We start from the raw sequence: 12,594 nt of genomic DNA on the forward strand, positions 1-12,594 counted from the left end.
GGGATCGCCCTTGATGTCTCGAGAGCACTCTGCGGAGTGCCATCCACGTTGCAAACAGACATTGTTGATCGGTCAGCTTTTCAGTGTGCTTCAAACATTGACGATTGACGGGTATTGCCAGGCTGCTCACCAACTGTGAGCTGTGAGGATTGCTCTCCGTAATTTTGGGGTAATTTTCATGACGGAGAAAGCCAGTAGTTTTCAATGGCATGGACCAATAATTAATGACACGACACACCACCCGCAGGCGTTGCATTTTAGCGGCGGCGGTCTTTTTTGGTCTGCTGGTCGTCTGGCAGCTGTTTTTGCGTACACCGGCGAAGCCTGAACTGGTTACAGCGCAAGTTCGAATGGGCGACATTGAGGAGGTCGTATTGGCGACCGGGGTTCTCGAACCGCTCGAGCTGGTGCGTGTCGGTGCCCAGGCTTCGGGTCGCGTTGAACATCTGGCGGTCAAGATCGGTGACATTGTCGAGGCTGGCCAGTTGGTGGCTGAGATCGATCCCCAAACCCGGCGCAATGCCTTGCGGGACCGGGAGGCCGCTTTGGCCAATATCCGTGCCGTCCACGTCGCGCGTATGGCTGGTCTGGTGAAGGCCGAAAAGGATTTAGAGCGCCAGCGTGAACTGCTGGCAGGAAATTCGACGCCGCGCGCCCAGTATGACGCAGCAATCGCTGCGCGAGATAGTATGCGGGCGGAGGTCCGTGCGCTCAAGGCTCAGGTCGCCCAGGCGCAGGTCGCACTGGAGTCTGCGGGTATTGAGCTTGGTTATACCCGCATTACCGCCCCAATCGCTGGCACCGTGGTAGCAATCGTCACCGAAGAAGGTCAGACCGTCAATGCCTTGCAGACCGCCCCGACCATCGTCATGATTGCGAGATTAGACACGATGACTGTGCGCGCAGATATTTCCGAGGCTGATGTTGTGCGTGTAAGGCAGGGGCTACCGGTTTGGTTCAGCATTCTTGGCGATCCGAGACGCCGTTTCGATGGTGAATTGCGCCAGGTGGAACCGGCCCCAGTAACTATCGCCAACGAGAGCAGTATTGCCGCAAGTGGGACTAGTTCAACCAATGGCGCGGTCTATTACACCGGTTTGATCGACGTGGGAAACGCCGATGGGGTTTTGCGACCTTCCATGACGGCGCAAGTCTCTATCGTTCTCAGCCGCGTTAGCGGGGCCCTGTTGGTCCCGCTGAGTGCGGTAGAAGGCGCACCTCGGGCGGGCGATATTGCGCGCCTCCGGGTGCTCGACGCGACGGGTGAGGTTGAGATCCGGGAGGTGCAGGTCGGCATCGACAACGGCGCGGAGATTCAGATTCTAAGTGGTCTTCAGGCAGATGAGATTATCGTCCTTGGGGCATCCACAGACGCGCGTATAGATGGCCAGGCTCAGCTGGCCGCGGCGACGCGGTAGGGCCGTTCCATGACAGAGCCACTGATCCGCTTACGGGGGGTATCCCGCGCTTTTCCTGCAGGCGACGAGATGGTGCAGGTGTTAAAAGACGTCGATCTCGACATCGAAGCCGGTGAGATGATGGCAATCATCGGTGCCTCGGGCTCTGGAAAATCAACCCTGATGAACATTCTTGGCTGCCTCGACCGTCCGACGACCGGCAGCTACTGGATAGAAGGACGCGAGACGTCAAAGATGGGCGTTGACGAACTGGCTGCGCTACGCCGTGAGCGGTTTGGTTTTATCTTCCAGCGCTATCATTTGCTTGGAGCCCTAAGCGCGGCCAGTAACGTCGAGGTGCCGGCCATCTATGCCGGACGCAGCCGGTCCGACCGGCATAAGCGAGCCATTTCATTGTTAAGCCGACTGGGCCTCGCCGAGCGGACGGGCAACATTCCCGGCAAGCTATCTGGCGGCCAGCAGCAGAGGGTGTCGATCGCCCGTGCTCTGATGAACGGCGGCGAGATAATTCTGGCGGACGAGCCGACAGGAGCATTGGATACGCATAGTGGTGCCGAAGTGATGACAATCCTGCGGGAGCTTCACGCCGAGGGACACACCATAATCCTTGTAACCCACGACAAGAAGATTGCAGAACACGCGGATCGAGTTGTAGAGATCAGCGACGGTGTCATCGTTTCCGACGAGCGTAATATATCCAAGTCAACTGCGGCGGCCCGTCCCATCCGCGAACATGCAGCCGACGCTGGTTGGCGCGGCGCAATTGACCGGATGAGCGAAGCCTTTCGCATGGCCGGTGCGGCTATCTGGGCACACAAGATGCGTTCGCTTCTCACCATGCTCGGCATTATCATAGGTATCGCCTCAGTGGCTGCTATCTCGGCCTTGGGGGCCGGCTCGCAACAACAAATCCTGAGCAGTATCAGTTCGCTCGGCACCAATACGATCGAAGTGCGAGTTGGGAAAGGCTTCGGTGATCTTGAAGCGGGCAAGATACGGACCTTGGTACCGGCCGATGCCAAAGCTCTGGCGAACCAGCCTTATGTCGATAGCGTGACGCCAACTGTCTCGACCAGCGTAACTGTCAAGCGCGCAACCGTGGCAGTCAATGCGTCCGTTACTGGCGTTGGAGCAGATTTCTTTCGTGTAAGGGGCCTTGAATTGGCGCAGGGAAAATTGTTCGGTTCCAGCGATGTTACCGCCTACAGCCAGAAGGTAGTGATAGATGCAAACGCCGCACGAGACCTCTTTCCCGACCGGGTGAACCCAGTGGGGCAGGTCATTCTTCTGGGAACAATGCCAGCGAGGGTGGTGGGCGTGACAAAACAGGAAAACTCTTTCGGCCCGGCAATAGATACGTTGAGTGTTTATGCGCCCTATACGACCGTTATGGGCCGCATGCTAGGTCGTCCGAACGTCGACGGCATAACGATCCGCATTCGTGAGGATGTTGATCCAGGAAATGTCGAGGCCGCGGTTTCGCGCCTCATCGAGCGTCGGCACGGCGCGAAAGACTTTTTCCTAACCAACTCGGCGACCATTCGAGAAACCATTGAGACCACCACGCAAACCCTGACGCTGCTGATTTCGTCAGTCGCCGTGATCTCACTGATAGTCGGCGGCATAGGTGTGATGAACATCATGTTGGTGTCAGTGACTGAGCGCACCAAGGAGATCGGTGTTCGTGTGGCTGTTGGAGCTCGCCGCAGCGACATCCTCTCCCAGTTCCTAATCGAGGCCATCTTGGTCTGCCTCGTGGGCGGCTTGATGGGCGTGATAGTCGCTTTCGGGATCGGCACGCTCTTTAACGTGTTGAGCCCCAACTTTAAAATGATCTTCTCCGCAGGTTCCATTGTAATAGCTTTCGCCTGTTCAACCATTATCGGTGTGGTGTTCGGCTTTCTCCCGGCGCGCAACGCCGCCAATCTTAACCCGATCGAAGCCCTTGCGCGCGACTAGGGAAGAGGCTGATCGGCAGCGATGTCGCCGAAACGGTGAGGAACGACGGCAATTAAGGTGGAACGCCGCCTGCTAAGCCTGTGCCCGTTACAGTCCCGCTGTGATTATTGGATTTGGCGTAGCGTCAGGATACTGACGCATGCAAGGCGACATCTAGCGAACGGCGGCCATTGCCAGCGAGCCAAGGCACGAATTTCACAAGTTCGGGGTTGATTTCGCGCATGAGTTCGAGATCAATCAGCTCTGCAAGCGGCCCGCTTTCCAGGCTCTTTGCCATATGTGCGAGGTCAGCGTTTGCAGCGAGAACGTCCTCAGGAAGCCGGTCATAGGTTATTGGGCGACCGGCGGCTTCACTGAGGGCACCCTCAAGCTCGTGTCCAGTCAGGCGGTCGCTCGCGATCTTAAGGGTTGCGCCGCCAAAACGGGACTTGTTAGAAAACATGGCAGCAACGAACCTGCCGATGTCTTCCACAGAGATTAACTGAATGGAATGATGCGGCCGGATAAGGGAAACCAAACGGCCCTCATCCAGACCGAAACCGGGGCGCACCAGCATCTCCATAAAAATCGTTGGTCGGATGATAGTGATGGTCATGTCCAGTTGTCGAACATGGGCTTCGATGCGGGATTTCGCATCGAAACGTGGAACGCCTGTCAGTTCATTGCCCACGCTAGCGCCCGATGAATAAACAAAATGGTTGATGCCCGTTTCAGCAGCAATATCTGCAATCGAGATACCATGACGAATTTCGTCCTCGGCGGCCAGGTTTGCTGGCAACACGCTGAAGACACCATAGGCGCCTTTCATCGCCGAGCGGATTACATTGGCTTCTTCAAATGAGCCCTGCACAAGCTCGATTCCAGCATTTCGCAATTGCACAGATGCAACTTTGCTGGAATCCTGAACGAGCGCGCGAACGGACCATCCTGCCTTCAACAAGGCTTTGGCGACAGATCCTCCTTGTCTTCCAGTGGCGCCGAAAACGAGAATGGGATGCTTGCTATTGGTCATTTGAAACCCTCGCGTTAAACAAGAGCCATCCATATATACGAATAATATTCAGCTGGAAGACGGCACATTTTCCAGCGTTAGTAACAAGGATGATACCTATGGAAGAAGAAATCGATGCTGGCAAAGCGCGCGGACCAGAGAAAGACAGGCAATTCAGGCCCATTCCGTCAAATGGAGTTTGCAGTCTGCTGAGTGACAAATGGACGGTGCCGGTTCTGTTGCGTCTTTCTATCGCTGAGGATCATCGGCTCCGCTTTTCAATATTGAGAAAAGAGGTCGGCGAAATCACCCAACGCATGCTGACACGAACTCTGCGCAATCTCGAGCGAGACGGCTTCGTTATACGCCACTATTTCCCTGAAGTGCCGCCACGTGTCGAATATGAACTGACGGATATCGGCCATGGAGCCTTCCACGCCCTTGAAGGGTTTAATTTATGGTTGCGCAACAATATGGATGTCATCAAGGCGCGCAGACTGGCTTACGATCGAGTAGAGTACTAAACCCAAGTCCCCAAGCTGTGCTCAGAGGGTCAAAGGTCGCCTCAGCTTAGCAGAGCTGGTTGCTACAGATTTTATATTTTTAATTGGTGCGCGTCGGCTATGTGCGATTATTCCGATCGACCACACAACCCTCTGTCAATCCAGGAAGCGGTCAGTCTCATACTGCAATGTCACGTGGGCAGCGTCAAAAGTAGTCATTCGATTGAAACCTCCAGGCCGCCCCGCCTTCCCAATTGGAGAATATGCAGTCATGGTGGGCACATCCAGCATGGCGATGTATTGTTTCTCGTCTTCGGCGGGTGGGATATCTCCGATGAGCTCCAGAGGATGCGGTTGCTGAACCAATCACCCCATCGAGGCGGGCGAATTCAACTGCTTATAGGCTTTGCAATAGTCCTCGCTTCAAGATGGCTTCGCTCTTAAAGGCCGTTGCTCGTTTCAGAATATTTGATGGACGCTTCTGATGCACTTCTGTTTTCAATCAGCGATCTGACTCTGATTGACTGAACAGTACAGACTTAAGCGACTCCATCAAATCACTGAACGCGCCTTATAGTGCGTTGGCAACCGCAGCGGCCTGACGAAACGAAACCAGCTTTCGGTTCCGCTCGTCCCACAGCACTAGCTTCACGCATTGCAGGCTTTGCCATAGGGTGATCCTGCCGATTTCGCCTAACTCCGGATGGTCTCGCAGAACCTCCTGTAGGCGATAATAGGGAACCCTGCTGGAGAGGTGGTGCACATGGTGGACGCCAATGTTTCCGGTTATCCAGCGCAAGACAAGCGGCAGATCGTAATGAGAAGCACCATGCAAGGCAGCTTTCGGAAACTGCCATTCCGGTGCTTTCGACCAGTGCGTTTCCTCGAACTGATGTTGCACGTAGAAGAGCCAGACGCCGATCGATCCGGCCAACAGAACGATAGGCAGATGGACCAATAGAAACGATACCGGTCCAATTGCCCAAATCAACAGTGAGGCAACCAACGCCACAACGACGTTGGTAGTCATTGTTGATATCCAGGGGAGGGCGCCGTCGCGCATCATGCCGATTGGCAGGCGTTGCTGGAACAGAAAAAGCCACGCGGGCCCTAAGCCGAACATGACCAGCGGATGCCGATAAAGACGATAACCCAACCGTCCCCACCAGGAGCGGTCGTGGTATTCGCTCACAGTGAGAGTGGTGATGTCGCCAACACCGCGCTGATCGAGATTTCCTGTTGAGGCATGATGAGTTGCGTGCGCCATACGCCAATAGTCATATGGTGTGAGGGTGAGAACGCCGAGAACGCGACCGGTCCAGTCGTCGAAGCGACGGCGCGCGAAGAAGGAGCCATGGCCACAATCGTGCTGGATAATAAATAGGCGGAGCAGAAAACCAGCGGCGGGAATAATCATGACCAGGCCCCACCAGAGACCCAAATGCACCGCAAGCCAAGTCAACATCCAGAATACAACGAAGGGGATAGCTGTCACTGCGAGTTCGAAGATGCTGCGGCTTATCCGAGGTGTGCGATATTTCAAGAGAACCTTCAGCCAGGCCTTTTCGTCCGAGCTTTCCCCAGTCTCGGAAATTGTCTCTTTACTCATTGTTGGTGACCTGCCTTCAGTAGGGCTGCAGTTCGATAAAATTGTTCCGCGTGTTGATACTGAATCTTTGCTTCGATGTCATCGTCGGCACGCACGCTTTCGGAGGCAAGGAGAATATGCTGTGCGTATCGACGTTTCAGGTTCTCGGAAGCTGTGTTCGCCGCCGCAGTAATAGCCGGGCAGGTTAGTGTAGGAACGGGGCGAGAAATGCGGTGAGCTGAATTCAATAAAAGATTCAAGCCTTGAACGGCTCGCTCCTCAAAGTTTGTAATATCAGAAATAATCGACGGCGACTGATGCAGGCTATCTGCAAATAATATCACACTTTAAGGACGGCATCGCGCTAATATCTCTGCATATAGTGCTATTGAGGCCGTTTGATGTTTATGCCGCACACAAATATGGCCGTCTTTGTAAATGTGCTTCGAAATCCGTTCCGAGTGCAGATCATGTATGGATTGATTTTCTAGCGTTACCTGAAATTGATTTTAAATTTAGGCGGCGAGACAACGCTATATTGGAAAAACTAGCTCAAGTGCATCATGCCTTCGGTCTGGTCCAGTGTACAGGACATTTTTTCGATGCAATAAATGCGTGGTTCGAAGGACTTGAATCGAGGCCGGGAATGTTGACTGGTTATCTGGAGAATTGAGTGTGCAGCAATCACGGAAGATTTGCCTTCAAACATGCTGTCGTTTAAACAAGCACCCGCGAAATGTCCGCGGGTGTTGGCTCAGCTAACGCTATTTACAAGTGTCAGTAGCCGTGCGTCCCATCATAACCGTTGATTTTTGGTGCGAGCCAGCCTTCAGGTTTACGCGTGGGCCGGTAGACTTCAACGATGAGCGGATAACAGGCGGCAGTATCGGATGAATGCTCTGAAGAGCAATCGCCGCCGGGGCATGCTGACATACAGCCCAACAAGTCTATTTCAGCGAAGAATTCGATATAGTCCCCGGCGCGAACAGGGCTTGCTTTCATGAAATATTGTCCTGTATCCCGCGTGAAACCTGTGCACATGAAAACGTTGAGTACATCGTGAACAAAGTTGCCAGCCTCTTCAAGCGACTTGCCTGTCTCTTTGGCAAAGGCGCGTGTCAGATTGGAGTGGCAACAATGATGATACTGGCCGCCATCGCTTAGCAAATTGTGGGTATACGGATCACAACGCGTTCCAATGACGTCGTGTACCGAGCCACCAAATTCGTCGAAGCCGTACCAATCCAGCGTGTCATGCGTGATCGTTGCAATGGGACGCAGATATGGCATATTTGAGAAAAGTTGATCCCCCGGGCCGACATGCGTTCCATTGAGCGCGCGTGTCTTGCCCGTATACAGTCGTTCACGTAGATTTTTGGTGTTGAACAGGTTGAGGTCACCCACCTGCGAACCTTCGCTACAGATGATGCGGCAGAAGTGTCCTGCAGGCACCTTCCAGCAAGCTGCATCCCTAACCGGAACGACGGTGCGTTCAACAAATTCCAGTTCATCGCGCAGCGCCCGATAGGCTGCAAGATCCGGGCGCGGAAGTGTATCGACGGGGTAGCAGATCACAGGCTTGATCGCCTTGCGAGCAGATGCATCTTCTGGCGCAAGGGTAATGGGCTCAGGTTTCATCCCTGTGTTTCTCCTTAATATCGATTGGCGGCTCTATACTCTGGCCCATTCCGAAATGGCATCTAGCAGCTGTTTTGTATAGGGGTGTTTTGGTGATGAAAACAATTCCTCTGTCAGACCGACTTCAACAAGTTTTCCGTTTTGCATAACACCAACTGCAAGATCATGGGATATGAAAAGATATGTCAATCCCATTTGCTGCTGTAGTCGCGGCAATAGCCTTAATATTTGATCTTGAACCAGAACATCCAGCGCCGATACTGGTTCGTCCAGAATAATCAGCTCAGGTTGCAGAGCTAATGCTCTTGCAATAGCAAAACGCTGCCGCTGGCCGCCCGACAGCTCTCTTGTACGATGAGAGAGGTAACTATGATCGAGGGCTACTTGTGCAAGGAGCTCTTCCGCACGGTTCCTCTGATCCTTTCGTGAGCCAATACGGAAAGCCCGTAAGGGCTCCATGATAAACTCGGCGACATTAAATCTTGGATCGAGCGAGCTGAATGGGTTTTGGTGCACGAATTGAATCTTGCGCCTGATATCAAAAATGTCGCGTCCCCGCAGAGCGCTAATATCTCGTCCGCCGCTCAATACTCTTCCACTGCTAGCACGTTCGAGCTGTGCAGCAATACGGGCCGTTGTGGTCTTCTCTGATCCAGACTCCCACACTAACCCGAAAGTTGTCCCTGCATAAACTGACAACGATACTTCATCAACGGTAACAGTTTTTCCGCCGGTCTTGCTATTGAATGTTTTATTTATGTTTAGGAGCTGCAGATACGGCATCCTCATATTGCTCTTCTTGGTGTTGCATTTGAGTCTGAATCAATTCAATTGTTAAGGACGACCACCAATTATGCGTCCTTTCCACTTTGAGCGCGTTGGTATAATAAGATAAGCGCTGGAAGTGCGTAATTTGGAAAAAAATTCCCCATTCGTGCCGTAAATCATTACATCGCTACTTTGCCCGGGGCGGGTCAACCTGTCAGTTTTATCCACCTCCGACTACCCGTTCAGCGTTTATCTGAAACCAAATCCTGTTTACCTGCAAAGAGAACTGTAATGGCCCATGACTTTATCGCTCATCTTCGCCGTCGTCGAAGCCAATACAACATTGGTAGGAACGTAAAGCTGTCTCAACCCGAGATCACCAGCATAATTCAAGAAGCTGTTCGCCAAGCGCCCAGTACCTTTAATTCTCAAAGTTCTCGGGTCGTCATTCTTTATGGGGTTGAGAGCGTTCAATTTTGGGATATCGTGACAGAGGCGTTGCGACCACTCGTGCCTACAGATGCTTTTCAACCAACTGAGGCGAAGATAAAGAGATTTGCATCTGGAGCAGGAACGGTGCTTTTCTACGAAGATCAGCAAATTGTTCGTGAGCTGCAGGAGACCTATCAGCTCTATGCGGACAAATTCCCTGAGTTTTCTGAGCAATCATCGGGAATGGCGCAGTTTTCAGTTTGGACTGCTTTAGCAACTGTCGGGATTGGGGCAAGTCTGCAACACTATAATCCTGTGATCGACAGCCTTGTTGCTCAGCAATGGGATATTCCGCAAAATTGGAGATTGCGGGCGCAGCTACCGTTTGGTTCGAATGAGAGTGAGCTAGGCGAAAAGAGCTTCATCAATGATGCGCTGCGCTTCAAAATAGCAGGCAATATCTGATCGATTCAGACATTCTGTGCATGAAGCTAGATTCCGGTTTTGGCTGATGTGGTTGGTTTGCGATAACCTCTAACGGTGATTGCAGAAATTTAAGGTGAAGAAGATGACGACGGTGAAGCTCTGGACTGACAGTGATGCTGAGAAATCACCACGCGTTAAAGCCGTATTCGACGATATCAGGGCAGTTCGAGGATCAGACTTCGTAAATAACTTCTGGCGGGGTCTGGCGAACGATCCTCTCACCCTCGAACGGACGTGGCAAAGTTTGAAAGAAGTAATGATTGCGCCGTCAGCGCTGGATCCCCTCACAAAAGAACTGATCTATGTTGCTGTGTCTGTTGCAAGCGGTTGTAATTACTGCATTCATTCCCACACGGCTGCTGCGCGCGCCAAGGGAATGACTGACGCGCAGTATGGTGATCTGCTTGCCGTTATAGGAATGGCATCGGAGACCAATCGGATTGTCACAGCCTTGTCTATTCCTGTTGATCCAGAATTTGATGTGACTAGCTGAAACGGATAATCTCAGCGTTGGTTCGTTGGCCGAAGACATGGTTTACGACCTGTTTCCTTCGCGATGCTGTTTGGCGAAAAATTGTTCTCGTTTTGGCATTAAGATAGAAAAAGCTGCCTGCAAGCATCGACCTCGACCGGCTATTGATGATCCAGTAAGAGTTTCAATTACCGCGATGGTTGAAGTCCAACTGGGCGCCGACTAACGGTCTGAAACGACTGTTTCAGCATGTGAAAGGTCGCACGATTGTCGTGGTCATCTGGCATTTCAAAATCTGTTAGTCAGGAAAAAATTGTTCTGATCTTGGCTGTAGCATTGTTTGCTGGCTTTGCCTTGAGCCTTGAAGGTTTCAGGACAACGGGAAATCTTATAGCAATTATACGCAGTATTTCAGTGCTGGGCATTCTCGCTATTGGCATGGGGCTGGTGGTTATCGGTCGTGGTATCGATTTATCCATGGTTGCTGTGATGGTGATAGCGACGGCGCTTCAACTTGAATTGTTACATTATGGTTGGAGTCTGCTAGCCGCAAGTTCGATAGTGTTTCTGGTCGTAGTAGCTATCGGTTTGGTCAATGGGTTTCTGGTTGCCTATGCTAGTGTCCCGGCGCTTTTTGCGACGCTCGCCACAAGCGCATTTGGCTTTGGTTTCGTTCGTTCACAGATATTGACGCAAGATGTGATTGCCATACCGCAGGATGCGTTGATGCTTCTCTCACTTGGACAGGCTCGGCTGGTGGGGCTTCCGCTTGATGTGCTACTTTTTCTTGGTCTGCTGATCACAGGCTGGCTTTTTCTCCGATATACAAAACCGGGACGGTTCCTCTACCTCATGGGCGATAACTATGAGGCCGCGCGAACCATGGGCATTGGCGTGCGACCGCTCACTCTTCTGAAATACGTCATTAGTGCTCTACTGGCGTGGGTGGCAGGAGTTGCCACAGCTGTCAGCTTACAAAGCATGAATACCCGCATCGTGAATTCAACGCTGCTCTATGATGTCATTTTGGTCGTGGTGATTGGCGGCATTGGCCTTTCGGGAGGGAAAGGCGGGATGCGCAACGTTCTGGTCGGTGCTCTGTTGATTGGCATTCTTCTCAACGGTATGACTATCCTCGACCTCCCCAATATCTATCAGAATTTGATCAAAGCAACAATTTTGCTGACTGCAATCATTCTCGATGGACGTCTCAACCCACGCGATGAACAGACCAGCCAGCAAGGCGACATCTGACATTTATAACTTGGGGCGCGCTTGGCGGTCCATCGAAGAGAGGGTTGGAAAATGAAATTATGGAAGCGTGGTTTACTTGCTGCTCTGTCCGCGACGATGGTGTTGGCTGTGGGAGCTTTCGCAAGCTCCGCGCAGGATGCGGACAATGCCGGACCTGTTGCTTATGAGAATGCGCTTAAGGGCAAGCGCGTTGTGCTTGTACCAATGACAATGGGCTTTGATCTTGCTCAGGGGTGGAACTACTTTATTGGTGAAGAAGTCAAAGCGTTCGGTGGTATCTGGGAGACACGCGATCCGAACTGGAGCGTGGATGCTGGCGCGCAGGCAATTACAGATCTGATTTCTTCAGCGAACAAACCAGATGTGTTGATCGTACAATCACCTGACATCAACTCCTACAGCCGCCTTTATAAACGGGCACAGAATGCAGGCATTTTTGTAATTCAACTGGATAACCCATCGAACTTTGCGTCTGACGTTTTTGCTGGTTCAGACTGGAAGAAGCTTGGAGAACTTGAAGCAGAAGCCGTTATTAAAGGTTGTGGACCAAATTCCAGCAAGAAGATCGGCGTTATACAGGGGGATCAGGTTAATGCATCGAGCCTCGATCAATGGGCAGGTGTGCAGGCCGTCCTTGAAAAGAACCCTGAATTTAAGATCGTTGGTCAGCCAGATTCCAACTGGGATCCGACCACCGCTCGCAATGCAGCCACCACCCTGCTACAGCAAAATCCTGACGTTTGCGGCATTATCGATTTTTGGGACGCTACCGCGCAGGGAACTGCTGCTGCCATTCGTGATGCAGGTCTAAAAGACAAAGTGTTTCTTGTGACCACCGGTGGCGGCGAACAAATCGACTGCAACCTGCTGGAAGATGGTACATTCGGTGCTATTGTAACCAGCGAGCTGGTTCGTCAGTCGCACGATGTTGTAACCGCGATAAAGCTTCTGCTACAGGGCAATGAGAAGCCCGGTGATAAGGCGAGATACCTCTACACACTCGAACGAGCCCGCACGAAAGGTGATCTGACGCCTGGCGTCTGCTGGAGCCAAAAGGCAATCGAAGCGGCGAAGACGTAAAGTTA

Annotated in this window: 11 protein-coding genes; 7 read left to right on the forward strand and 4 right to left on the reverse strand. The window is 52.4% G+C overall.

Annotated features, from left to right (window positions below; translation table 11 throughout):
- Positions 1-224: 224 nt before the first annotated feature.
- Both KMS41_24090 and KMS41_24095 read left to right on the forward strand, forming a co-directional pair.
- Positions 225-1,418, forward strand: a complete 1,194-nt coding sequence (locus tag KMS41_24090; protein ID QWK81580.1) for an efflux RND transporter periplasmic adaptor subunit — start codon at positions 225-227, stop codon at positions 1,416-1,418.
- A gap of 9 nt (positions 1,419-1,427) precedes the next feature.
- Complete coding sequence (locus KMS41_24095; protein ID QWK81581.1) at positions 1,428-3,377, forward strand: MacB family efflux pump subunit; 1,950 nt, start codon at positions 1,428-1,430, stop codon at positions 3,375-3,377.
- Positions 3,378-3,501: 124 nt separating this feature from the next.
- Here KMS41_24095 and KMS41_24100 read toward each other — a convergent pair whose 3' ends face one another.
- Entirely contained in the window at positions 3,502-4,389 is an 888-nt protein-coding gene (locus KMS41_24100) for an NmrA/HSCARG family protein (GenBank protein QWK81582.1), read from the reverse strand.
- Between the two features lie 161 nt (positions 4,390-4,550).
- Between KMS41_24100 and KMS41_24105 the strand changes: the two genes are divergently transcribed.
- Positions 4,551-4,892 carry a helix-turn-helix transcriptional regulator gene (locus KMS41_24105; protein ID QWK81838.1) on the forward strand — a complete coding sequence of 114 codons (342 nt, stop codon included), beginning with the start codon at positions 4,551-4,553 and terminating at the stop codon, positions 4,890-4,892.
- Positions 4,893-5,442: 550 nt separating this feature from the next.
- Here the strand turns inward: KMS41_24105 and KMS41_24110 are convergent.
- From KMS41_24110 to KMS41_24120, 3 genes are all read right to left on the reverse strand, one after another.
- Positions 5,443-6,480 carry a fatty acid desaturase gene (locus tag KMS41_24110; GenBank protein QWK81583.1) on the reverse strand — a complete coding sequence of 346 codons (1,038 nt, stop codon included), beginning with the start codon at positions 6,478-6,480 and terminating at the stop codon, positions 5,443-5,445.
- Between the two features lie 756 nt (positions 6,481-7,236).
- Entirely contained in the window at positions 7,237-8,097 is an 861-nt protein-coding gene (locus KMS41_24115; GenBank protein ID QWK81584.1) for a DUF1989 domain-containing protein, read from the reverse strand.
- A gap of 33 nt (positions 8,098-8,130) precedes the next feature.
- Positions 8,131-8,880 (reverse strand): ATP-binding cassette domain-containing protein, encoded by a 750-nt coding sequence (locus KMS41_24120; protein ID QWK81585.1) that lies wholly within the window; start codon positions 8,878-8,880, stop codon positions 8,131-8,133.
- Between the two features lie 276 nt (positions 8,881-9,156).
- Between KMS41_24120 and KMS41_24125 the strand changes: the two genes are divergently transcribed.
- From KMS41_24125 to KMS41_24140, 4 genes are all read left to right on the forward strand, one after another.
- Complete coding sequence (locus KMS41_24125) at positions 9,157-9,762, forward strand: nitroreductase family protein (GenBank protein QWK81586.1); 606 nt, start codon at positions 9,157-9,159, stop codon at positions 9,760-9,762.
- Positions 9,763-9,865: 103 nt separating this feature from the next.
- Entirely contained in the window at positions 9,866-10,276 is a 411-nt protein-coding gene (locus KMS41_24130; protein QWK81587.1) for a carboxymuconolactone decarboxylase family protein, read from the forward strand.
- Between the two features lie 246 nt (positions 10,277-10,522).
- Positions 10,523-11,509, forward strand: coding sequence for an ABC transporter permease (locus tag KMS41_24135; GenBank protein ID QWK81588.1), 987 nt, complete (start codon positions 10,523-10,525; stop codon positions 11,507-11,509).
- A gap of 51 nt (positions 11,510-11,560) precedes the next feature.
- A complete protein-coding gene (locus KMS41_24140; GenBank protein QWK81589.1) occupies positions 11,561-12,589 on the forward strand; it encodes a sugar ABC transporter substrate-binding protein in 1,029 nt (342 codons plus the stop codon).
- Positions 12,590-12,594 lie beyond the last annotated feature (5 nt).

It is taken from the genome of Ochrobactrum sp. BTU1 (assembly GCA_018798825.1).
Lineage (GTDB): Bacteria > Pseudomonadota > Alphaproteobacteria > Rhizobiales > Rhizobiaceae > Brucella.

Coding starts and splice junctions, on each gene's coding strand:
- KMS41_24090 (QWK81580.1), top strand. CDS start 225: ATGACACGACACACCACCCGCAGGCGTTGCATTTTAGCGGCGGCGGTC.
- KMS41_24095 (QWK81581.1), top strand. CDS start 1,428: ATGACAGAGCCACTGATCCGCTTACGGGGGGTATCCCGCGCTTTTCCT.
- KMS41_24100 (QWK81582.1), bottom strand. CDS start 4,389: ATGACCAATAGCAAGCATCCCATTCTCGTTTTCGGCGCCACTGGAAGA.
- KMS41_24110 (QWK81583.1), bottom strand. CDS start 6,480: ATGAGTAAAGAGACAATTTCCGAGACTGGGGAAAGCTCGGACGAAAAG.
- KMS41_24115 (QWK81584.1), bottom strand. CDS start 8,097: ATGAAACCTGAGCCCATTACCCTTGCGCCAGAAGATGCATCTGCTCGC.
- KMS41_24120 (QWK81585.1), bottom strand. CDS start 8,880: ATGCCGTATCTGCAGCTCCTAAACATAAATAAAACATTCAATAGCAAG.
- KMS41_24125 (QWK81586.1), top strand. CDS start 9,157: ATGGCCCATGACTTTATCGCTCATCTTCGCCGTCGTCGAAGCCAATAC.
- KMS41_24130 (QWK81587.1), top strand. CDS start 9,866: ATGACGACGGTGAAGCTCTGGACTGACAGTGATGCTGAGAAATCACCA.
- KMS41_24140 (QWK81589.1), top strand. CDS start 11,561: ATGAAATTATGGAAGCGTGGTTTACTTGCTGCTCTGTCCGCGACGATG.